Raw genomic sequence first — 22,429 nt, forward strand, 5'->3', positions numbered from 1 at the left:
CGCCGTCCGGGGGCGGTCGCCCGGCCCGGTCAGCCCTTGCGGCCGCCCCGTCCGACCAGTGAGAACACCACCAGCAGCAGCAGGAAGGCGAGCGAACCCCAGAGCCAGTAGACCGTGCCGGTCTCCTGCCACTTGCCCATGCCCATCACGAACAGCACCAGCCCGGCGACGAACGCCAACGCCCCCATGCCCCAGCCCCTCACCGAGTCCACTCCCCAGGTGAGATTATCCGCTTAATGCATGGGGGCAAGGTCCGTCAGCCGGGCCCCGGCAGGCCGTCAGCGGCCGCTCAGCGGGCCTCGGCCGCCACCCGCAGCGTCCCGTCCGGCCCGGCCAGCAGCACCGGCGTCCCGGCCCCGCCCAGGTCCCGCACGGCCGCCAGGTCGGCCTCGGCCGGCTGCTCGGCCTCGCTCACCACGGCGGCCGCCTCCAGCGACTTCGCACCGCTGGCCACCGCCATCGCCACCGCCGTCTGCAGCGCGCTCAGCCGCAGCGACTCCAGCGCGACCGTCCCGGCCACGTAGGTGCGGCCGGTCTCGTCACGCACCGCGGCCCCCTCGGCCACGCCGTTGCGGGCGCGGGCCGAGCGGGCCAGCGTGATGATCTTCTTGTCTTCGGGGTCGAGTTCGACGATGTCACTCATGCCGCCGAGCATAGACAGAGCCGGTCACACCGCGGCGGGCGAGTCACCCGCCCCGAGCCGAAGGGGCGCGCCGGTGCCGAAAGGGTGGGCCCCTCCTGCCCGCTGGCGGGCAAGGAGGGCGAGCGACAAGCGAGGCACGAGCGCCGGAGCGACGACCGTCGGCACCGGGTCCGAGCGCCCCGGAGGCGAGCGGGCGAGGATTCAGTGGCCGACCGGGTGGGTGCGTCCCGGGTTCGGGTTGAGCACCTTGACGAAGGTCTTCGCCGCGCCGGTCGGCAGCGGCTCCTCGCGCGAGGCCCGCTCGCGCCAGAACGGGTTGTCGTGCGGCAGGTGGCTGCTCACCCGGCCGTACATCCCGAAGGTGGTCAGGACGACCCCGAAGACGAACGCGAACAGCACGTTCGACATCCGGAAGTTGAGGATGTTCGCGTCCGGCCGGCCGAGCACGGTCAGTCCGTAGAAGCCGGACAGGACGAACAGCACGCCGACCACCATGTTGAGGTTGGACGCGAAGTTCCCGCCGATCACCGCCCCGACCACCAGCACCGCACCCGCCACGATGGACAGGATGCTCAGCGCCCCGTTGGTCGACAGCCCGGCGATCCGGTCACCGTGGGTGGCCAGGAAGCCGGGGTGGTCGGACAGCCCCAGGATCCCGAACACGATCAGGAAGATCCCCCCGAGCCCCGCCCCGACCCGCCACACCAGGGCGAGTCGGCGGTCGACGGTCGGCAGTTCGTCGTGCAGCTTCATGGCGACCTCCAGAACCCGGCCACGGCCCCGCCGTGCCCGGCTGTTGTGCCCAGCCGTGGTGCCCGGCTGTCGTGCCTGGTGTGCTGTCGTGCCTAGCTGTAGGGATGGCTCCCCTGCAGGTGCGGCGTCTCGTGCATGTAGAGCGAGCCGCACTGCTGGCAGCAGCGGAGCCCGGTGCCCCACTCCTGCTCGGGCCGCGTCTCGGCGTCGTCGGGCATGGTCCGGCCGCAGAGCGCGGTCGACGGGTCCTCGTCCCGCACCACGTGCCAGGACTTGACTCCGCCGGCCGCCCCCTGCGGGCCGTACTCCGCGCGAAGTTTGTGCGTCATGCCCTCCATGGTCGCTCGGCGACCGCCCACCCGCTACTCGCCCGCGGCCGGCGCCGCCCCCTGCGACCCGCGCACCGGCGAGGCGACCATCGAGCCGATCCGGTTGCGCCGCCCGGCCGAGGACTCGGCGGTCAGCAGGATGCCGGTCAGGCCGTCCGGGGCCGGCTCGGGCAGCGGGATCTCGCAGGCCGAGCCGGGGATCGGCACCCGGCCCAGGTGCTTGGCCAGCAGGCCGCCGACGGTCTCGACGTCCTCGTCCTCCAGCTCGATGCCGAACAGCTCGCCCAGGTCCTCCACCAGCAGGCGGGCGGTGATCCGGTACGAACCGTCGCCGAGGTCCTCGATCGGCGCGATCTCCCGGTCGTACTCGTCGGTGATCTCGCCGACGATCTCCTCCAGGACGTCCTCGATGGTGACCAGGCCCGCCGTGCCGCCGTACTCGTCGATCACGATCGCGACGTGCGAGCGGCGCTGCTGCATCTCGCGCAGCAGGTCGTCGGCCGGCTTGGAGTCCGGGACGAACACGGCCGGGCGCATCACCGTACCGACCTCCTCGGACTCCGCCTCGTGGTTGATGTGGGTGCGGCGCACCAGGTCCTTGAGGTAGACGATGCCGACCACGTCGTCCTCGTTGTCGCCGACCACCGGGATCCGCGAGAAGCCCGAGCGCAGCGCCAGGGTGAGCGCCTGCCGGAGGGTCTTGTGCCGCTCGATCATCACCAGGTCGGTGCGCGGCACCATCACCTCGCGCACGATGGTGTCGCCCAACTCGAAGACCGAGTGCACCATCCGGCGCTCCTCGTCCTCGATCAGGTCGTCCTTCTCGGCGAGGTCCACCAGCGCCCGCAGCTCCGCCTCGGAGGCGAACGGCCCCTCCCGGTAGCCCTTGCCCGGGGTCAGCGCGTTGCCCAGCAGGATCAGCAGCCGCGGGATCGGGCCGAGCACCGCGGCCAGCGGCAGCAGCACGAAGGAGGCCGCGGTCGCTGTGGAGAGCGGGTGCTGGCGCCCGATCGTGCGCGGCGAGACGCCCACCGCCACGAAGGACACCAGCACCATCACGCCGAAGGCCAACAGCACGGCCTGCCAGGTCGGGTGGATGTTGCGCACGCACACCGCGGTGACCAGCACCGCGGCCGCCATCTCGCTGGCCACCCGGATCAGGGTGGCCAGGTTGAGGTAGCGGAACGGGTCGGAGGCGACGGCCAGCAGCCGCGCGGAGCCGCGCCGCCCGTTGCGCACGGCCTCCTCCGCCCGGAACCGGGAGACCCGGGAGACGCCCGCCTCGGCGCACGCGGCCAGCCAGCCGAGCACGACCAGGGCCACGGCACCGAGGATGAAGCTCGTACTCTCACCGCTCACAGGAGTTCGCGCCCCGCGCTCAGTGGGTGGTGGGGGCCGGGGAGATGCCGCCGAGGCCCCGGCCCGCCCGCCAGTCGTCCAGGATCCGCTTCTGGAGGGCGAACATCTCCTCCTCCTCCTCGGGCTCCTCGTGGTCGTAGCCGAGGACGTGCAGCACGCCGTGGACGGTGAGCAGTTGCAGCTCCTCGTCCATCGAGTGCTGGGAGGGGGCCGCCTTGCCCTGCTGCTCGGCGACCTCGGGGCAGAGCACGATGTCGCCGAGCAGGCCCTGCGGCAGCTCCTCGCCCTCCTTGCCGGGACGCAGCTCGTCCATCGGGAACGACATCACGTCGGTCGGTCCGGGCAGGTCCATCCACTGGATGTGCAGCTCCTCCATCGCCGCACCGTCCACCAGGATCACGGACAGTTCGGACTGCGGGTGGATCCGCATCTTGTCCAGGGCGAAGCGGGCGACGTCGAGGATGGCTTCCTCATCGGCGTCCCAACCGGACTCGTTGGCGATGTCGATCGACATGACGGGCTGTGTGCTCAGCTTTCGGTGCGATGGGACTGTCGGGGTGCGCGCGCCGCGGCGGTCTTGCCGGGGCGCCGCTGGGCGGGCTTGCGGGCGGCCGGGGAGTTCTCCTCGGCCTCCTGCAGCGCGTCCCAGCGCTCGTAGGCGTCCACGATCCGGCCGACCAGCTTGTGGCGGACCACGTCGGTGCTGGTGAGGACGGAGAAGTGGATGTCCGGGACGTCGGCCAGGATCTCCTGGACGACCTTCAGTCCGCTGCGGGTGCCGCCCGGGAGGTCGATCTGGCTGGTGTCGCCGGTGACCACCACCCGGGAGTTGAACCCGAGGCGGGTGAGGAACATCTTCATCTGCTCGGGCGAGGTGTTCTGGGCCTCGTCCAGAATGATGAAGGCGTCGTTGAGGGTGCGGCCGCGCATGTACGCGAGCGGCGCGACCTCGATGGTGCCGGCCGCCATCAGGCGCGGGATGGAGTCCGGGTCCATCATGTCGTGCAGCGCGTCGTACAGCGGGCGCAGGTACGGGTCGATCTTCTCGTAGAGGGTGCCGGGCAGGAAGCCCAGCCGCTCCCCCGCCTCGACCGCCGGGCGGGTCAGGATGATCCGGTTGACCTCCTTGGCCTGGAGGGCCTGGACGGCCTTGGCCATCGCCAGGTAGGTCTTGCCGGTGCCGGCCGGGCCCAGGCCGAAGACGATCGTGTGCTTGTCGATCGCGTCGACGTAGCGCTGCTGGTTCAGCGTCTTGGGGCGGATCGTGCGGCCGCGGTTGGACAGGATGTTCGCGGTGAACACCTGGGACGGCGCCGGGCTGTCCGGGCCCTCCTCGCGGAGCATGGCGATGGAGCGCTCCACGGAGTCCTCCGTCAGGGGCTGGCCGGTGCGCAGCACCAGCATCATCTCGTTGAAGAGCTTCTGCACGAGGGCGACCTCGGCGCGCTCCCCGGTGGCGGTCACCTCGTTGCCGCGGACGTGGATGTCGGCGGCGGGGAAGCCCTGCTCGATCACGCGCAGCAGCGAGTCCGCCGTGCCGAGCAGGGTGACCATCGGATGCTTCTCGGGGATGACGATCCGGGCGCTCACCCGGCCGTCGTCGGTCGGTTCGGGGCGCGACTGTCCGTCGGTACGGGTCTGCGATGTGTCACTCATGGGTCGGCGCTGGGGCCTGCCTCATCCCATCCGTGGTCTCGTGGGCCGCTCGGTCTCTCCGGGGCACCAGGGTACGCCGCGAGCGTGATCGCTGCGGCGGGCGGCGGGGCCGCACCCGACGATGCTGCGGCAGATCGCAGGACGGCGCGAGCCCTTTTCCCGGGGCCTCTTCCGCAGCCGTTTTCCGCAGCCCGTTTCCCGGTGCCCTCCGTTCCTCCGCGCGCTCCCCGGCGTTCACGGGTGGCGGCGGGCGGGGACGGGCACCCGGGCGAGGTCCTCGGCGAGCACCAGCTCCCCGTCGAAGTGCTTGCGGGCGTCGGCCAGGTGCTGGCCGAGGTCCGGGTAGCGCTGGGAGAAGTGGGTCAGCACCAGGGTGCGCGCCCCGGCCTCGGCGGCGACCTTCGCGGCCTGGCCGGCGGTGAGGTGGCCGTGGTCCTCGGCGAGGTGGGCGTCGGCGTCGGTGAAGGTCGCCTCCACCACCAACAGGTCGGTGCCCTCGGCGAGTTGGTACACGCCCTCGCAGAGCCGGGTGTCCATCACGAAGGCGAAGCGCTGGCCCCGCCGCGGCTCGCTGACCTCGTCCAGGGTGACGACCCGGCCGTCCACCTCGACCGCGCCCTCGTGCTGGAGCCGGCCCACGGCCGGGCCGCGCACCCCCGCCGCGGCGAGCCGCTCGGGCACCAGCCGGCGGCCGTCCGGCTCGGACAGCCGGTAGCCGAAGGACTCCACCGGGTGGTCCAGCCGGACGGCGTCCAGCGCGAAGCGGGCGCCGGGCGCGGGCAGCGGGCCGGGCTCGTCGATCGGCCGGGGCCGCAGCACGGCGGTCTCGTGGTAGGCGGTGGCGTGCCGCAGCCGCTCGAAGTAGACCTCGCCGGAGGCCGGGAAGTAGACGTCCACCGGGTGCGGGACCCGGTCAAGGTTGATCCGCTGGATCACCCCGGCGAGGCCCAGGCAGTGGTCGCCGTGGAAGTGGGTCACCGCGATCCGGGTGATCTGGGTGGCCGAGACCCCGGCGTGCAGCATCTGCCGCTGGGTGCCCTCGCCGGGGTCGAACAGCAGGCCCTCGCCGTCCCAGCGGAGCAGGTAGCCGTTGTGGTTGCGGTGCCGGGTGGGCACCTGGCTGGCGGTGCCGAGGACGACGAGTTCGCGCTGGGACACCTGGGATCAGACCATGCTCTCGTTCATGCGCGTCCCGCCGAGCACGTGCACGTGGGCGTGGAAGACGGTCTGCCCGGCGCCCGCACCGGTGTTGAAGATCAGCCGGTAGTCCTCGAGGCCCTCGTCCTTCGCCACCGCGCCCGCCTCGGCGAGCAGTTCACCGGCGATCTCCGGCGCGGCGGCGGCCAGGGCGGCCGCGTTCGGGTAGTGGACGTGCGGGATGACCAGGACGTGCACGGGGGCCTTGGGCGCGATGTCGCGGAAGGCCAGGACGCGCTCGGTCTTGCGCACCACGGTCGCCGGGATCTCGCCCGCCACGATCTTGCAGAACACACAGTCGGACTGCGGCTCGCCGGCCATCGGATTCTCCTCGGTTCGGTCGTCGATCACGGTTGCACGGGCCGTACGGGCGCAGCCTAGCCGAGCCGCCCGACCGCCTGCTGGTACTCCTGGAGGTGCTTCCAGCGCACCGAGCGCATGCCGACGACGTCCCCCTCGGACAGCTCGAAGTCATCGGAGATGATCACCACCGCGAGGAAGACGAAGCCCAGCAGCCAGCGCCGGGTGAGCCGCCAGGTGTTCGGGCGCATCACCCGCTTGCGGCGCACCACCCGCATCGCCAGGATCCCCTTGCCCACGCTGAAGCCGGTCAGCCGGGCGAACACCACCTGGTTGAGGAACGAGGCGAGCAGGCCGACGCCCAGGAACGCCAGCCAGAACGGCACCACCGGGCCACTGGCGTGGTGCTGGACGGCGTGACCGGCCGCGGCCGCGACGGGCTTGGTGCGGCCGGCGGCGACGTCGGAGGCGGCAGCCGCGGCGAAACCGAGGCCGAGGGAGAGGGCGAGGTCCAGCACAATCGCCAGGAAGCGCCGGAACCCGGACGCCTCCGGGGGGCACGGCGGCAGCGCGGGCTGCGCCGCCTGCGGGTACTGCCCCTGCCCCTGCGGCTGCGGCTGGGGCTGGGGCTGCGCGGCGGGCTGCCCGTGCGACGGGTACGGGTTCGGGCCGTACGGGCCGGGCTGGCCGTAGCCCTGCGGCGGCTGGGCGTAGGGCGGTTGCTGTTGCCCGTACGGCGGCTGCTGCTGGCCGTACGGGGGCTGTTGCTGTTGCCCGTACGGGGGCTGTTGCTGTTGCCCGTACGGGGGCTGTTGCTGTTGCCCGTACTGCTGCGGCGGCTGCTGGGCGTACGGCCCCTGGCCGTACGGCTGCGGCCCGGGGCCGTTCTGCGGGTACTGCGGCGGCGGATAGCCCTGCGCCATGGTGTGCTCCCCCGTGAGCTGTCGATCAGATCAAGATCGCGATCAAGAACAGCCCCGCATCCTACCCAGGCCCCGGGGCGGCACGGCTACGCCCAGGGCAGCGGCGGCCTGGTGCGGGCCGGGGTGGCGGCCAGGGTGTCGAGGGCGATCCGCACGCCCTCGGCCAGCTGCGGGTCCTCGCCGGCCGCCCAGTGGTGCGGGGCGAACGGCACCTCGACGTCCGGGTCGACGCCGTGGTTCTCCAGGCCCCAGCCGTAGTTCTCCAGCCACATCGCGTACTTGGGCTGGGTGACCAGGGTCCCGTCGACCAGCTGGTACCGGCTGTCGATGCCGATCACCCCGCCCCAGGTGCGGGTGCCGACCACCGGGCCGATGCCGAGCGCCTGGATGGCGGCGTTGACGATGTCGCCGTCCGAGCCGGACAGCTCGTTGGCGATCGCGACCACCGGCCCGCGCGGGGCGTCCATCGGGTAGGGCACCCCGTGGTCGGTGTCCCGGATCGCGTACCAGCCGATGATCCGCCGGGCCAGCTTCTCTATCACCAGCTGCGAGAGGTGCCCGCCGCGGTTCTCCCGGACGTCCACGATCAGGCCCTCCTTGGCCATCTCGGTGGACAGGTCGCGGTGCAGCTGCGCCCAGCCGGCCACCTGCATGTCGGGGATGTGCAGGTAGCCGAGCCGGCCGCCGGACAGCTCCCGCACCTCGGCCCGCCGGCCGGCCACCCAGTCGTGGTAGCGCAGCGCCTCCTCGTCGGCGAGCGGGACGACCACGGGGTGGCGCCGGTCGCTGCCGTCCTTGCCCGCCACGGTCAGCTCGACCGGCTGCCCGGCGGTGCCGGCCAGCAGCGGGGCCGGGCCGGTGACCGGGTCGACCGGGCGGCCGTTGACGGCGAGCACGGCGTCGCCCGGGCGGATCGCGGCGCCGGGCGCGGCCAGCGGCGAGCGGGCCCGGGGGTCGGAGGACTCGCCGGGCAGGATCCGGCCGATCCGCCACCGCTCGCCGTCCTTGACCAGGTCGGCGCCGAGCAGGCCCTGGCGCCGGGCGGGCTCGGTGTAGCGGCCGTACGGGATGACGTAGGCGTGCGAGGTGCCGAGCTCGCCGTGCACCTCCCAGAGCAGGTCGACCAGTTCGTCGTGCGAGCCGACCCGCTCGACCAGCGGCCGGTAGCGGTCCAGGATCCCGGCCCAGTCGAGGCCGCCGAGGTCGGGGCGCCAGAAGTTGTCGCGCATCAGGCGGCCGTTCTCGGCGTACATCTGCCGCCACTCGGCGGCCGGGTCGACGGTCACCCGCAGCCGGGCGAGGTCGACGGCGGTCTCGTCGTCCTCGCCGCCGGCCTTGTGGTCGGCCGGGACGATCCGCAGCTCGCCGCCGTCCAGCACGGTCACCCGGGTGCCGTCCCCGCTGACCGCGAACCCGTCGACGCCGTGCACCAGTTGCTCGGCGCGGCGCTTGCGGAGGTCGAAGCGCTCCAGCACCGGGCGGGGCCGCTCGTCGTCCAACGAGGCCGCCTCGTCGCCGAGTTCGCCGAGCAGCGGCACCCTGGTCCAGAGCACCCCGTCCTTGGCGGCGCGCAGCGCGTGGAACCGGCCGCCCTCGACCGGGAAGGGCAGGATCCGGTCGGCGATGCCGTCCAGGTCGACCCGGACGGCCGGCACGGCCCCGCCCGCGGCCTCCCCGCCCTCCGGCTTGCGGGACTCGGGCTCGTCCTCCGCCCCGCCCGGGGCCCGCCCGGCCCGCTGCGGACCGAACGGGGACGGCGTCTCGGCCGCGAGCGTGACCAGGTAGGGGCGGCAGCCGTTCGGGAAGGACAGCTCGAGGGCGTGGGCGTCGTAGACCGGGTCGAAGTCGCGCACCGACAGGAAGGCCAGGTAACGGCCGTCCGCGGTGAAGGCGGGCGAGGTGTCGAGGAAGCGCTCCGGGGTGACCTCGCCGACGGCACCGGTGGCCAGGTCGGCCAGCACGATCTGGCGCAGCGAGTACGGGCCCATCCGGTGCACCGGGCGGGACCAGGCCAGCCAGGCGGAGTCCGGGCTGAACGCCAGCCCGCTGACCTCGCCGTCGCTGCTGCGGTCCAGTTCGCGCACGGCGCCGTCGGCCAGCCCGACCACCAGCACCCGGCCGTCGTGCACGCCGAGCGCGGCCCGCTCGCCGTCCGGGGAGACCACCAGCGAGTTGACCCGGCCCAGCTGCCCGGCGGCCAGCCGGCGCCGCTCGGGGTCGTGCACGGCGGGGGCGTACTCCAGGGCGTCCTCGCCCTCGGCGTCGGTCACCCAGAGCACCCCCTGGGCGCCGTCCCGGCCCGGCACCACCCGGGCCAGCCGGGCGCGCACGCCCGGGGTCTCGTCCAGCACCCGGGCCGGGCCCTCGCGGTGGGTCAGCCAGTGCACGCCGCCGCGCACCACCACGGCGCCGGCCCGGCCGGTGCGGTCCGGGGCGACGGACTCCAGCCAGTGCGCGGCGTGCACCGGGCGGGGGCGGCGGCCGGCCCGCGAGCCGGCCGTCCGGACGTCCAGGCGGCGCGGCGCGGCGGTCTCCAGGTCGTCCAGCAGCCACAGGTCGCCGGCCCGGTGGAAGACCACCCGGGTGCCGTCGGTGGCGGCGCCGCGGGCGTAGAAGCCGTCCGGGTCGGTGCTGTGGCGGCGCAGGTCGGAGCCGTCCGGGCGGCTGGACCACAGCTCGCCGACGCCCTCGTGGTCGGACAGGAAGGCGATCCGGCCGCCCACCCAGAGCGGGGAGTCGAGGTTGCCGTCCAACTCCTCGTGGACGCGGGCGAACCGGTCCCGTCCGATCCACAACTTGCCCGCCCGGCCGCCCCGGTAGCGCTTCCACCAGGCCGGCTCGCGGTTGTTGACGGTCACCAGCAGCGCCCGGTCCCCGTCCGGCTCGAAGGCGAGCCCGCCGACCGGCCCGTACGGCAGCCGCGCCGGCTCGCCGCCGTCCAGCGGCACCGCGTGCGCCCAGCTGCGGCGCCCGCCGGCCTCGCCCACGCCGGTGGTGGCGATCGGGCGCCCGTCGGCGGTCCAACCCTGCACCCTGGTCTGGTCGTCGCCCCAGTACGTCAGCCGCCGGGACGGACCGCCGTCCACCGGCACCACGTGCACCTCCGGGGCGCCGTCCCGGGTGGAGGTGAAGGCGATGTGCCGCCCGTCCGGGGAGAACCGGGGGTGGCGCACCGGAAGGTGATCGGCCGTCAGCCGCCAGGCCCGGCCGCCGTCCAGCGGGGCGAGCCACAGGTCGTCCTCGGTGACGAAGGCGACCAGGTCACCGTGCAGGTGGGGGTGGCGCAGATAGGCGCCCGCGGAGGTGCTCAGGGAGTCCGTCACGCCGCCAGCGTAGGCAGCTGCGGGTACGATCCGCTCCGTTTTCCGCAGACTCCGGGCGGGCGCACGGGGTCCCGGAGGCGCTACGACCAGCGGCCGGTGCGCCCCAGCAGCAGTGCCCCCGCCGCCACCCCGGCGGTCGAGGTGCGCAGCACCGACGGGCCCAGCCGGTAAGGCTTCGCGCCCGCTTCGGCGAAGGCGGCCAGCTCCTCCGGGGAGACCCCGCCCTCCGGGCCGACCACCAGCACGATGTCCCCGCCGGCGGGGAGCGCGGCCTGCGCCAGCGGCTCGGCGCCCTCCTCGTGCAGCACGGCGGCGAGCGCGGCCCCCGCCAGCAGCGGTGCCAGCTGCCGGGTGGTCGCCAGCTCGCGCACCTCGGGGAAGCGCAGCCTGCGGGACTGCTTGCCCGCCTCCCGGGCGGTGGCCCGCCACTTGGCGAGCGCCTTGGCCCCGCGCTCGCCCTTCCACTGGGTGATGCACCGGGAGGCGGCCCAGGGGACCACCACGTCCACGCCGACCTCGGTCATGGTCTCCACGGCCAGCTCGCCGCGGTCGCCCTTGGGCAGCGCCTGGACGACCACGATCCGCGGCGCGGGCTCGGGCTCGCGCCGCACGGCGTCCACCGTGACCTCGATCGCCTCCTTGCCGAGCACCGCGGCGACCGTGCCGTCCACGCCGAGCCCCAGCCCGTCCGCCAGGGTGACCGCCTCGCCGGCCGCCAGCCGCTTCACCGCCGCCGCGTGCCGCCCCTCCGGCCCGTCGAGCCGCAGCACGGCCCCGGGCGCGGCGGTGGCGATCCGCTCGGTCTCGACGACGAAGACGGGCGCGGTCATGGCGGGGAACCTCCGGAGGAGTGGGACTCGGGGAAACGCGAAGGGGGTGCCGGGGAGGACCCGGCACCCCCTCCTTGACGGCTACCGGCCGTTGAAGGCGTCCTTCAGGCGCGAGAACAGGCCCTGCTGGCCCGGCGCGAACTGGCCGGACGGCCGCTCCTCGCCGCGCAGGACGGCGAGCCGGCGCAGCAGCTCCTCCTGCTCGGCGTCGAGCTTGGTCGGCGTCTGCACCTCGACGTGCACTATCAGGTCGCCCCGGCCGCCCCCGCGCAGGTGGGTGATGCCCCGGCCGTGCAGCGGGATCGACTGGCCGGACTGGGTGCCGGGCCGGATGTCGACCTCCTCCAGCCCGTCCAGGGTCTGCAACGGCACCTGGGTGCCGAGCGAGGCGGCCGTCATCGGGATGGTGACGGTGCAGTGCAGGTCGTCGCCGCGCCGCTGGAAGACGGTGTGGGTGGTCTCGGCGATCTCGACGTACAGGTCGCCGGCCGGGCCGCCGCCGGGGCCGACCTCGCCCTCGCCGGCCAGCTGGATCCGGGTGCCGTTGTCCACACCGGCCGGGATCTTGACGGTCAGGGTGCGGCGGGCCCGCACCCGGCCGTCGCCGGCGCACTCGGGGCACGGGGTCGGCACGACGGTGCCGAAGCCCTGGCACTGCGGGCACGGGCGGGAGGTCATGACCTGGCCCAGGAACGAGCGGGTGACCTGGGACACCTCGCCCTTGCCGCGACACATGTCGCAGGTCTGCGCGGAGGTGCCGGGGGCCGCGCCCTCGCCGCTGCAGGTGGTGCAGGTGACGGCGGTGTCGACCTGGAGTTCCTTGGTGGTGCCGAAGGCGGCCTCCTCCAGGGTGATCTCCAGCCGGATCATGGCGTCCTGGCCGCGGCGGGTGCGCGAGCGCGGGCCGCGCTGGCCGGCCGCGGCGCCGAAGAAGGCGTCCATGATGTCGGAGAAGCCGAAGCCCGCCGCGCCGGCGCCGAAGCCGCCCGCGCCACCGCCGCCGGGCGACAGCGGGTCCCCGCCGAGGTCGTAGACCTGGCGCTTCTGCGGGTCGGAGAGCACCTCGTAGGCGGCGTTGATCTCCTTGAACCGCTCCTGCGTCTTCGGGTCCGGGTTGACGTCCGGGTGCAGTTCGCGTGCCAGGCGCCGGAACGCCTTCTTGATCTCGTCCTGCCCCGCATCCCGTCGGACGCCGAGTACCGCGTAGTAGTCCGTGGCCACCAAATGCTCCGCTTGTTCCGCCTGTAGTAGTGCGACTGGACACCGCCGCCGGGTTTTTCCGACGGCGGTCTGCTTGCTACGACTCGGCCAGGATCTGACCCACGTACCGTGCCACCGCTCGCACCGCCCCCATTGTGCCCGGGTAGTCCATCCGGGTCGGACCGATCACACCCAGTTTGGCCACGCTCTCGTCGCCCGAACCGTAGCCGACCGAGACGACCGAGGTGGAATTCAGCCCTTCGTACGCGTTCTCCCGCCCGATCCGGACCGTCATCGCGGCGTCCGTGGTCTCACCCAGGAGGCGGAGCAGGACGACCTGCTCCTCCAGGGCCTCCAGCACCGGCTGGATGGTGAGCGGGAAGTCGTGCCCGAAGCGGGTCAGGTTGGCCGTGCCGGCCAGCATGATCCGCTCCTCGTTCTGCTCGGCGAGCGCCTCGAACAGCGTCGCCAGGACCGTACTGACGGTCGGCCGGTCGGCCTGCTCGAAGGCCCCCGGGAGTTCCTCCAGCAGCCCGGGGACGTCCGGGAGCCGCTGGCCGGCCGCCCGCGCGTTGATCCGCGAGCGCAGGTCCGCCAGGACCGTCTCGCCGACCGTGCCCGGGCAGTCGACCATCCGCTGCTCGACCCGGCCGGTGTTGGTGATCAGCACCAGCATCACCTTGGCCGGGGCCAGCGCCACCAGCTCGATGTGCCGGACGGTGGAGCGGGTCAGCGAGGGGTACTGCACCACGGCGACCTGGCGGGTCAGCTGGGCGAGCAGCCGCACCGTGCGGGTGACCACGTCGTCCAGGTCGACGGCGCCGTCCAGGAAGTGCCGGATCGCCCGGCGCTCCGGGGAGCTCATCGGCTTGATCTCGGCGAGCTTGTCGACGAACAGCCGGTAGCCCTTGTCGGTGGGGATCCGCCCGGCGCTGGTGTGCGGCTGGTGGATGTACCCCTCCTCCTCCAGCGCCGCCATGTCGTTGCGCACCGTCGCCGGGGACACCCCGAGGTTGTGCCGCTCCACCAGGGCCTTGGAGCCGACCGGCTCCTCGGTGCCCACGTAGTCCTGGACGATCGCGCGCAGCACGGCGAGCTTGCGGTCGTCCAGCTGGCGGACCTCTCCGGCCATGGGGCACGCACCTCCGTCTTCGCACGTTGTCCGTCTGTGATGCTGCGAGCCACTCCGGAAAGGGCCCCGACCCTGGCACTCTGCACACACGAGTGCCAAAACCGTACCTGCCAGTGTACGGCCCGGGTCCTACCGCAGGAACGGCCCGGCCGGGGTGATCCTGCCCGCAGTTCCGGACGGCCGCCACGACACTCCCCGTGCGCGGGTGGTGCCCCGGGGCCGTCCGGGTGGCAGCATCGAAAGCGACGGCGAACGGAGGAGCAAGCAATGTCGAGCTCGGGCCAGCACACCCGTTTCGCGCCCGACCGCGGCCTGACCGGCCGCATGATCGGGACGATGTTCGTGATCGGGCTGCTGTACGTCGGTTTCACGGGCCTGCTGATCGCGCTGCTGCGCGGGGCCTGGCCGCTGATCGTGCTGATCTCCGGCGGGCTGTTCGTGGCCCAGTTCTGGTTCAGCGACAAGATCACCGAGCGGGCCATGGGCGCCCACCAGGTGACCGAGGAGCAGTACCCCCAGCTGCACGGCACCATCGACCGGCTCTGCGCGCTGGCCGACATGCCCAAGCCCCGCGTGGCGGTCGCCGACAACGACATGCCCAACGCCTTCGCCACCGGCCGCAACCCGCAGAACGCCGTGGTGTGCGTCACCACCGGCCTGCTGCGCCGGCTCGAACCGGAGGAACTGGAGGGCGTCCTGGCGCACGAGCTGTCGCACGTCGCCCACCGGGACGTCGCGGTGATGACCATCGCCGGCTTCCTCGGCGTGCTCGCCGGGGCCATGACCCGGATCGCCATGTACGGCGGGTTCATGGGCGGCAACCGCAACAACAACGACCAGAACGCGGCCCTCGCGGCGCTGATCATCCCGCTGGTGTCGATCGTCGTCTACGCGATCAGCTTCCTGCTCACCCGGCTGCTGTCCCGCTACCGCGAGCTGGCCGCCGACCGGGCCGCCGCCCAGCTCACCGGCCGGCCCAGCGCCCTCGCCTCGGCGCTCACCAAGGTCACCGGGCAGATCGCGGCCATCCCCACCGAGGACCTGCGCAAGTCCCAGCCCTACAACGCCTTCTACTTCGCCCCCGCGCTGAGCGCCAAGGAGACCGCCTCCCAGCTGCTCTCCACCCACCCGAGCCTGGAGAAGCGGCTGGCCCAGCTGGCGAAGATCTCCGAGCAGCTCGGCCGCTGACCCCCCCTACCGACCTGCCGACCCGCCACTGACCCGCCCGAGAGGACCGCCGTGGGATTCCTGGACGCCCTGTTCGGCCGCACCAAGCCCGTCAAGCCCGACCTCGACCAGCTGTTCGGCGTGCCGTCCGCCGCGCTCACCCTGGAGGCCGCGGCCGGGTTCCTCCCCACCGGGCTCGGCTCGGTCTGCTTCGCGGCCGTCGAGGGCGCGGCCTTCGTCCAGGTCGAACAGCAGGTCCGGGCCCTGCTGGACGCCGACACCGAACGCGGCGGCGTCCCGGTGGAGGCCTCCAAGGACGGCTACGGCTACTCCTGGCTGCTCACCCGGCACACCCCCGAGGAACTCCCGGAACTGGTCAACGACCTGCACGCGGTCAACAGCGAGCTGGAGGCCAACGGCTTCGGCCCGCAGCTGCTCTGCTCCCTGGTCGGCTTCCGCAACGCGCAGGGCCAGTCGCTGGCCCTGGTCTACCTCTACAAGCGCGGCACCTTCTACCCCTTCGCCCCGATGCCCGGCGGCGGCGAACGGCGCAACAGCCCGCTGGAGCTCCAGGTCAACGCGACGCTGGGGAACGACCTACGGCTGGAGAAGGACCTCAGCCGCTGGTTCCCGGTCTGGGGGGCGCCGGGCCTCTGACGCCCCGTCCGTAAAATCGCCCCATGCGCAGCCACCAGTACGGACCCGACCTCACCCCGCCGTGGAAGAAGCAGCGGCCGGCACCCGAGGTGCCGGCCGAGCGGGACCTGGTAGTCGAGGAGGCCGCCACCGGCTACTGCGGGGCGGTGGTGCGGTGCGAGAAGACCGCGGAGGGGTTCACCGTCACCCTGGAGGACCGTTTCGGCAAGCAGCGGGTCTTCCCGCTGGTGCCGGGCGGCTTCCTGCTGGAGGGCAAGGCCGTCACCCTGGTGCGCCCGACCGCCCCCGCCGCGCCCCGCACCCCCGCCCGCACCGCCTCCGGCTCCCTCGCCGTCCCCGGCGCCCGCGCCCGGGTCGCCCGCGAGTCCCGCATCTACGTCGAGGGCCGGCACGACGCCGAGCTGGTCGAGCGGGTCTGGGGCGACGACCTGCGCATCGAGGGCGTCGTCGTCGAGTACCTCCAGGGCATCGACGACCTCCCCGCGATCGTCGCCGACTTCGCCCCCGGCCCCGGCCGCCGCCTCGGCGTCCTGGTCGACCACCTGCTCCCGGGGACGAAGGAACACCGCATCGCCGCCCAGGTCACCGGCTCATCGGTCCTGGTCGTCGGCCACCCCTACATCGACATCTGGCAGGCCGTGAAGCCCTCCTCCGTCGGCATCCCCGCCTGGCCCGCCGTCCCCCGGGGCGAGGACTGGAAGCAGGGCACCTGCCGCCGCCTCGGCTGGCCCGTGGACACCCCGGCGGCCTGGAAGCACATCCTCTCCAAGGTCGACAGCTACAAGGACCTGGAGCCCGAACTCCTCGCCAAGGTCGAGGAGTTGATCGACTTCACCGCCCTCCCGGAGTGAGGGCCCAAACGCGTATATCCTGTTTGCGTAACGTATATACGCCGCCCCGGGAGGTCCCCATGTCCCGCACCGTGATCGATCTCGACGACGAGGCGCTCGCCGACGCGGCCCGCTACCTCGGCACCAGCACCAAGAAGGACACCGTCAACGCCGCCCTCCGGGAGATAGCGGACCGGCGACGACGCGCGGCGGCCCTCGCCCGGATGCGCGAGATGGTGGCCACCGGCGAGATCGACTTCTCGGCCATCGGCTACCCCGACGACCCGAGCGGATCGGCGAGGCCCGCAGCGTGACCGAGGAATTCCTGATCGACACCAGCGCGCTGGTGCGGCTCATGCGCGGCCAGACCGGATCGGCCTGGGACGAAGCCGTGACCGCCGGCCTGGTCCTGCTCTGCGAGCCGGTCCGGCTGGAGTACCTGCGCGCCGTCGGCGGCCGGGCCGCCTACTTCGAGGCGGCCGGCCTCCTGCGGGAGCTCTTCCCGTACCAGCACCTGCGGGACAGCGCCTGGCAGGCGGCCGCCGAACTCCAGGAACGGCTGGCGCAGTCGAGCCGACACCAGTGCGCGAGCCCGGTCGACCTCCTGGTGGCCGTCACTGCCGCTCAGCACAAGCTGACCGTGCTGCACCAGGACGCCGACTTCGAGACCATCGCCGAACTCACCGGCCAGCCCGTCCGCCGGATCTGCTAGTCCACCAGGTCACGTACGACGGCGTCCGCCAGGAGGCGGCCCTGGAGGGTCAGGGTGGCGCGGCCCTGCTGGTACGGGGCCTCGGCGAGGAGGCCGTCGGCGAGGGCCTTGGCGGCGGCCTGGCGGCCCGCCTGGGCGAGGAGGTCGAGGGGGATGCCGTCGGCCAGGCGCAGTTCCAGCAGGATGCGCTCGACCCGGCGGTCCTCGTCCGACAGGACCTCGCGGCCCAGGGCCGGGGTGCGGCCCTCGGCGAGGGCCTGGGCGTAGGCGGCGGGGTGCTTTGCGTTCCACCAGCGGACGCCGCCGACGTGGCTGTGGGCGCCGGGGCCGGCGCCCCACCAGTCGGCGCCGGTCCAGTAGAGCTCGTTGTGGCGGCAGCGGCCCTCGGGGGTGGTGGCCCAGTTGGAGACCTCGTACCAGGAGTACCCGGCCGCGCTGAGCGCCCGTTCGGCGATGAGGTAGCGGTCGGCGTGCACGTCGTCGTCGATCATCGGCAGTTCGCCGCGCTTGACCCGGGCGGCCAGCTTGGTGCCGTCCTCGACGATCAGGGAGTACGCGGAGACGTGGTCGGGCCCGGCGCCGATCGCGGCGTCCAGGGAGGCCCGCCAGTCGTCGTCGGACTCGCCGGGGGTGCCGTAGATCAGGTCGAGGTTGACGTGGTCGAAGCCGGCCGCGCGGGCCTCGGCCACGCAGGCCTCGGGGCGGCCGGGGGTGTGGTGGCGGTCGAGCAGCTTCAGGACGTGCGGGCGGGCGCTCTGCATGCCGAAGGAGATCCGGTTGTAGCCGCCCTCGCGCAGTTCGGCGAGGTACGCCGGGTCGACGGACTCGGGGTTGGCCTCGGTGGTGACCTCGGCGTCCGGGGCGAGCCCGAACTCCTCGCGCAGCGCGGCGAGCATCTTCACCAGGTCGCGGGCGGGCAGCAGGGTGGGGGTGCCGCCGCCGAGGAACACGGTCCGCACCGGGAGGTCGGTCTCCCCGAGGACGCGCCGGGCCAGCCGGATCTCGGCGACCACGTTGTCCGCGTAGGTCTCCTGCGAGGCGACGGCCCCGGAGGAGCGCAGCTCGGTGGCCGTGTAGGTGTTGAAGTCGCAGTAGCCGCAGCGGCTGGCGCAGTACGGGACGTGCAGGTAGAAGCCGAACGGCCGGTCGCCCAGCCCGGTGAGGGCGTGCGCGGGCAGGGAACCGTCGGACGGCACCGGTTCGCCGTCGGGGAGTGCGGAGGGCATGACCCCATTGTCCCGTACGACTCACCCGAACCGGTGAGCCGTACGGGAGGGGGCGGCTCAGGCCTCGTTGGCGCCCGCGTACATGGCGGCCACCGCGTCGGCGTAGGTCCGCTCGACCACCGGGCGCTTGATCTTCAGGCTCGGGGTGAGCTCGCCGTGCTCGATGTCGAGGTCGCGCGGCAGCAGGTGGAACTTCTTGATCGTCTGCCAGCGCTGGAGGTCGGCGTTGACCCGCTTGACGAAGCCCTCGATCAGCTGGTGCACGGCCGGGTCGGCGGCCAGCTCGGCGTAGCTCTTGCCGGCCAGGCCGCGCTCGGCGGCCCACGGCATCAGCACCGCCTCGTCCAGGCCGATCAGCGCGGTGCAGAAGTTGCGGCCGTTGCCGATCACCAGGATGTTGCTGACGAACGGGCAGACCGCCTTGAACTTGCCCTCGACCTCGCTGGGCGCCACGTACTTGCCGCCGGAGGTCTTGAACAGGTCCTTCTTGCGGTCGGTGATCCGCAGGAAGCCGTCGGGGCTGAGCTCGCCGATGTCCTCGGTGTGGAACCAGCCGTCCGGCTCCAGCACCTCGGCGGTCTTCTCCGGCAGGTCGTGGTAGCCGCGCATGACGCCGGGCCCGCGCAGCAGGATCTCGCCGTCCTCGGCGATCCGCACCTCGGTGCCGGGCAGCGGGCGGCCGACCGTGCCGATCCGGACGTCCTCCTTGCGGTTGACGCAGGAGCCGGCGCTGGTCTCGCTCAGCCCGTAGCCCTCCAGGATCGGCACCCCGGCACCGAGGAAGAAGTAGCCGATCTCGGGGGCGAGGGCGGCGCTGCCGGAGACGGCGCCGCGCAGCCGGCCGCCGAAAGCGGCCCGGATCTTCGCGTACACCAGCTTGTCGGCGAGCGCGTGCTGCAGCCGCAGGCCCAGCGGGGCGCTCTCGGTGCCGGTGGCGATCCGGCTCTCCTGGACGACCCGGGCGTACTCGCGGGCGACCTGGGCGGCCCACAGGAAGATCTTGTACTTGGCGCCGCCCTCAGCCCGGGCCCGGCCGGCGATGCCGTTGTAGACCTTCTCGAAGATGCGCGGCGCCGAGGCCATGGTGGTCGGCCGGATGACCGGCAGGTTGTGGATGATCCGGTCGACCCGGCCGTCCACGGCCATCACGTGGCCGGTGGCGATCTGGCCGGAGATCAGCGTCTTGCCGAAGACGTGCGACAGCGGCAGCCACATGAACTGGACGTCGTCGGGGCCGAGCAGGCCGCTGGCCTCCTGGGCCTTGCCCTCGTACGCCCAGCAGTCGTGCACCAGGCGCACGCCCTTGGGGCGGCCGGTGGTGCCGGAGGTGTAGATGAGGGTGGCCAACTGCTCCTTGTCGAGGCCGGCCACGGCCTTCTCGACCGCGTCCGGGTGCTGCTCCAGGTACTCGGCGCCGCGGCGTTCGAGCTCGGCGAGGGTGATCAGGTCCAGTCCCGCCGTCTCGGGAGCCTCGGCGGGGGCGTCGAAGAGGATCACGGTGCGCAGCTCGGGCAGCTCGTCGATGTGCTCGACGGCCTTGGCCAGCTGGGCGGCGTTCTCGGCGAACATCGCCCGGGAGCCGGAGTTGGAGAGGATGAAGGCCGTCTCGTCGGCGTTGGTGCTCGGGTAGACGGTGGTGATGGCGGCGCCCGCGCACATGGCGCCGAGGTCGGTGAGGATCCACTCGACCCGGGTGGAGGAGGCCAGCGCGACCCGGTCCTCCGGCTGGATGCCGAGCGCCATCAGGCCGGCGGCCACCGCCTTGACCCGGACCGCGGTCTGCGCCCAGGTGAGCGAGCGCCACTGCTCGGCGCCCGGTCCGCCGTCGGCGGCGTGCTCGTCCACCGTGGCGGGGTAGCGGTAGGCCTCGGCGTTCGGCGTCGCGGCGACGCGCTCCAGGAACAGGTGGGCGACGGAGGCGGGACGCCCGGCGACGATGTCGGCACTGCCGGAGTCGATCAGGGACTGCGCGGAACTCAACGAGGACCTCCGGGGGCGGGTGGCCGTCTGAGGGATGGTCGCGGCGTCCGTGGGGGCGGCCGCCGGGCCCCGGTTAACACGGGCGGTACCGGTCAGTAACAAGGGCGTAGTCAGCAGCCTAGGGGGAAATCAGTCATTCCGTAAGGGGGCGACCCCAGCTGGCACGCCCTCGCGGCGCCGGTGCCGGTCCTGCCGGGGCTCCGACCGGGCCCCGATGGCAAAGGCCCGGCAAACCTCAGCCGGACAACCCCCTAATCGTCTGTCCGACGCCCCAGAACGACGAGAATTGGGGTGCGAACCCGACCGGCGAAGACAAGAGTGTGCCAGTGCTGATCAGACTGCTCCGGGCGTACCTGCGCCCATACTCCCGACCGATCACCTTGCTGGTGGCGCTCCAGCTGGTGTCCACCCTCGCGTCGCTCTACCTGCCCACGCTCAACGCCGACATCATCGACCAGGGCGTGGTCAAGGGCGACACGGGCTACATCCTGCGCCTGGGCGCCGTGATGATCGGCGTCACCCTCGTCCAGGCGCTGTGCTCGATCGGCGCCGTCTACTACGGCGCCCGCACCGCGATGGCCTTCGGCCGCGACCTGCGCGCCGCCGTCTTCGACCGGGTGCAGAGCTTCTCCTCCCGCGAGGTCGGCCAGATCGGCGCGCCCTCGCTGATCACCCGCACCACCAACGACGTCCAGCAGGTCCAGATGCTGGCCCTGATGAGCTTCACCCTGATGGTCGCCGCACCGATCATGTGCGTCGGCGGCATCATCATGGCGCTCAACCAGGACGTCCCGCTGTCCGGCCTGCTGCTCGCCGTCATCCCCGTACTCGGCGTGGTCGTCGTCCTGCTGGTCCGGGCCCTGCGGCCGAAGTTCCGCAGCATGCAGGTGAAGATCGACACCGTGAACCGGGTGCTGCGCGAGCAGATCACCGGCATCCGGGTCATCCGCGCCTTCGTCAAGGACGGCCACGAGCAGGAACGCTTCGCCGGGGCCAACGAGGACCTCACCCAGGTCGCCCGGCAGGTCGGCCGGCTGATGTCGGTGATGTTCCCCGCCGTCATGCTGGTCGTGAACGTCTCCAGCGTCGCGGTGCTCTGGTTCGGCGCCCACCGCATCGAGAGCGGCGGCATGGAGATCGGCGGGCTCACCGCCTTCCTCTCCTACCTGATGCAGATCCTGATGAGCGTCATGATGGCCACCTTCATGTTCATGATGGTGCCGCGCGCCGAGGTCTGCGCCGAACGCATCGAGGAGGTCCTCGGCACCTCCTCCAGCGTCGTCCCGCCCGCCGCCCCGATCACCGAGCTGCCGCGCCGCGGCAACCTGGAACTGCGCGAGGTCGACTTCCGCTACCCCGGCGCCGAGGCCTCCGTGCTGCGCGGCATCGACCTCACCGCCCGGCCCGGCGAGACCACCGCCATCATCGGCTCCACCGGCAGCGGCAAGTCCACCCTGCTCGGCCTCGTCCCCCGGCTCTTCGACGCCACCTCCGGCCAGGTCCTGCTCGACGGCGTGGACGTGCGCGAGCTCTCCCCCGACACGATCGCCGACAGCGTCGGCATCGTCCCGCAGAAGCCCTACCTGTTCACCGGGACCGTCGCCAGCAACCTCCGCTACGGCCGCCCCGACGCCACCGACGAGGAGCTCTGGCACGCCCTGGAGATCGCCCAGGCCAAGGACTTCGTCGAGAAGCTGACCGAGGGCCTGGACGCCCCCATCGCCCAGGGCGGCAGCAACGTCTCCGGCGGCCAGCGCCAGCGCCTGGCCATCGCCCGGGCACTCGTCCGGCGGCCCGACGTCTACCTCTTCGACGACTCCTTCTCCGCGCTCGACTACGCCACCGACGCCAGGCTGCGCAAGGCCCTCGCCCGCGAGACCTCGGACGCCACCGTCCTGATCGTCGCCCAGCGCGTGTCCACCATCCGCGACGCCGACCGGATCATCGTCCTCGACGAGGGCGCCGTCGTCGGCACCGGCACCCACCACGAACTGATGGCCGACAACCCGACGTACCGGGAGATCGTGCTCTCCCAGCTCACCGAGCAGGAGGCGGCGTGACCACCCCAGGAAAGCCCGCCGGGAAACCCTCCGGGCCGAACGCCGCGCCGAACGCCGGACCGAACACCGGGCCGAACGCCGGCCCCGGAGCCGGACAGCCCTCGGACGAGCTCCCCAGCGACTCCCAGGCCGCCGCCGCCCGCCGCGGACCG

Annotated in this window: 22 protein-coding genes; 6 read left to right on the plus strand and 16 right to left on the minus strand. The window is 72.9% G+C overall.

What is annotated here, in order from left to right:
- Positions 1-29: 29 nt before the first annotated feature.
- The 14 genes from ACFVXG_RS17150 to hrcA form a co-directional block, all read right to left on the minus strand.
- Positions 30-188: a hypothetical protein gene (locus ACFVXG_RS17150; RefSeq protein WP_387928309.1), complete on the minus strand. Its 159-nt coding sequence runs from the start codon at positions 186-188 to the stop codon at positions 30-32.
- Between the two features lie 101 nt (positions 189-289).
- Positions 290-643: a cytidine deaminase gene (locus tag ACFVXG_RS17155; RefSeq protein WP_360228748.1), complete on the minus strand. Its 354-nt coding sequence runs from the start codon at positions 641-643 to the stop codon at positions 290-292.
- Positions 644-844: 201 nt separating this feature from the next.
- Complete coding sequence (locus ACFVXG_RS17160) at positions 845-1,396, minus strand: DUF4383 domain-containing protein (RefSeq protein ID WP_387928311.1); 552 nt, start codon at positions 1,394-1,396, stop codon at positions 845-847.
- Between the two features lie 92 nt (positions 1,397-1,488).
- Complete coding sequence (locus tag ACFVXG_RS17165; protein WP_387928312.1) at positions 1,489-1,725, minus strand: hypothetical protein; 237 nt, start codon at positions 1,723-1,725, stop codon at positions 1,489-1,491.
- Between the two features lie 33 nt (positions 1,726-1,758).
- Complete coding sequence (locus tag ACFVXG_RS17170) at positions 1,759-3,084, minus strand: hemolysin family protein (protein ID WP_387928314.1); 1,326 nt, start codon at positions 3,082-3,084, stop codon at positions 1,759-1,761.
- 19 nt (positions 3,085-3,103) lie between these two features.
- Positions 3,104-3,598 carry an rRNA maturation RNase YbeY gene (gene ybeY, locus ACFVXG_RS17175; protein WP_153460603.1) on the minus strand — a complete coding sequence of 165 codons (495 nt, stop codon included), beginning with the start codon at positions 3,596-3,598 and terminating at the stop codon, positions 3,104-3,106.
- 14 nt (positions 3,599-3,612) lie between these two features.
- Positions 3,613-4,638 (minus strand): PhoH family protein, encoded by a 1,026-nt coding sequence (locus tag ACFVXG_RS17180; RefSeq protein ID WP_350505506.1) that lies wholly within the window; start codon positions 4,636-4,638, stop codon positions 3,613-3,615.
- Between the two features lie 336 nt (positions 4,639-4,974).
- Complete coding sequence (locus ACFVXG_RS17185; protein ID WP_387928316.1) at positions 4,975-5,898, minus strand: ribonuclease Z; 924 nt, start codon at positions 5,896-5,898, stop codon at positions 4,975-4,977.
- Positions 5,899-5,904: 6 nt separating this feature from the next.
- Positions 5,905-6,258, minus strand: coding sequence for a histidine triad nucleotide-binding protein (locus tag ACFVXG_RS17190; protein ID WP_387928317.1), 354 nt, complete (start codon positions 6,256-6,258; stop codon positions 5,905-5,907).
- A 56-nt stretch (positions 6,259-6,314) separates the two neighbouring features.
- Positions 6,315-7,160: an RDD family protein gene (locus tag ACFVXG_RS17195; RefSeq protein WP_387928319.1), complete on the minus strand. Its 846-nt coding sequence runs from the start codon at positions 7,158-7,160 to the stop codon at positions 6,315-6,317.
- Positions 7,161-7,246: 86 nt separating this feature from the next.
- Positions 7,247-10,483, minus strand: coding sequence for a S41 family peptidase (locus ACFVXG_RS17200; RefSeq protein ID WP_387928320.1), 3,237 nt, complete (start codon positions 10,481-10,483; stop codon positions 7,247-7,249).
- Positions 10,484-10,563: 80 nt separating this feature from the next.
- On the minus strand, positions 10,564-11,313 hold the full coding sequence (locus ACFVXG_RS17205) for a 16S rRNA (uracil(1498)-N(3))-methyltransferase (protein WP_387928322.1): 750 nt from the start codon (positions 11,311-11,313) through the stop codon (positions 10,564-10,566).
- Between the two features lie 81 nt (positions 11,314-11,394).
- Positions 11,395-12,534 (minus strand): molecular chaperone DnaJ, encoded by a 1,140-nt coding sequence (gene dnaJ / locus ACFVXG_RS17210; RefSeq protein WP_350505384.1) that lies wholly within the window; start codon positions 12,532-12,534, stop codon positions 11,395-11,397.
- 76 nt (positions 12,535-12,610) lie between these two features.
- Complete coding sequence (hrcA, locus tag ACFVXG_RS17215) at positions 12,611-13,645, minus strand: heat-inducible transcriptional repressor HrcA (protein WP_387928324.1); 1,035 nt, start codon at positions 13,643-13,645, stop codon at positions 12,611-12,613.
- 267 nt (positions 13,646-13,912) lie between these two features.
- Between hrcA and htpX the strand changes: the two genes are divergently transcribed.
- From htpX to ACFVXG_RS17240, 5 genes are read left to right on the plus strand one after another with little or no spacing between them, the layout of a single operon-like run.
- On the plus strand, positions 13,913-14,833 hold the full coding sequence (gene htpX, locus ACFVXG_RS17220) for a zinc metalloprotease HtpX (RefSeq protein WP_387928325.1): 921 nt from the start codon (positions 13,913-13,915) through the stop codon (positions 14,831-14,833).
- A gap of 51 nt (positions 14,834-14,884) precedes the next feature.
- Positions 14,885-15,469, plus strand: a complete 585-nt coding sequence (locus ACFVXG_RS17225; RefSeq protein ID WP_188304454.1) for a hypothetical protein — start codon at positions 14,885-14,887, stop codon at positions 15,467-15,469.
- 23 nt (positions 15,470-15,492) lie between these two features.
- Positions 15,493-16,320 (plus strand): DUF3097 domain-containing protein, encoded by an 828-nt coding sequence (locus ACFVXG_RS17230; protein ID WP_387928328.1) that lies wholly within the window; start codon positions 15,493-15,495, stop codon positions 16,318-16,320.
- A gap of 59 nt (positions 16,321-16,379) precedes the next feature.
- Entirely contained in the window at positions 16,380-16,613 is a 234-nt protein-coding gene (locus ACFVXG_RS17235) for a type II toxin-antitoxin system VapB family antitoxin (protein ID WP_387928330.1), read from the plus strand.
- A complete protein-coding gene (locus ACFVXG_RS17240; RefSeq protein WP_387928332.1) occupies positions 16,610-17,011 on the plus strand; it encodes a PIN domain nuclease in 402 nt (133 codons plus the stop codon). Before ACFVXG_RS17235 ends, ACFVXG_RS17240 begins: the two co-directional genes overlap by 4 nt.
- Here ACFVXG_RS17240 and hemW read toward each other — a convergent pair.
- Both hemW and ACFVXG_RS17250 read right to left on the minus strand, forming a co-directional pair.
- Positions 17,008-18,237: a radical SAM family heme chaperone HemW gene (gene hemW, locus ACFVXG_RS17245; protein ID WP_387928333.1), complete on the minus strand. Its 1,230-nt coding sequence runs from the start codon at positions 18,235-18,237 to the stop codon at positions 17,008-17,010. The genes ACFVXG_RS17240 and hemW overlap by 4 nt on opposite strands.
- Before the next feature lie 57 nt (positions 18,238-18,294).
- A complete protein-coding gene (locus ACFVXG_RS17250) occupies positions 18,295-20,217 on the minus strand; it encodes an AMP-dependent synthetase/ligase (protein ID WP_387928335.1) in 1,923 nt (640 codons plus the stop codon).
- Between the two features lie 326 nt (positions 20,218-20,543).
- Here ACFVXG_RS17250 and ACFVXG_RS17255 point away from each other — a divergent pair, with 326 nt between their 5' ends.
- Positions 20,544-22,277, plus strand: a complete 1,734-nt coding sequence (locus tag ACFVXG_RS17255) for an ABC transporter ATP-binding protein (protein WP_387928336.1) — start codon at positions 20,544-20,546, stop codon at positions 22,275-22,277.
- Positions 22,278-22,429 lie beyond the last annotated feature (152 nt).

This window comes from Kitasatospora sp. NPDC058162 (genome assembly GCF_042884005.1).
GTDB lineage: Bacteria > Actinomycetota > Actinomycetes > Streptomycetales > Streptomycetaceae > Kitasatospora.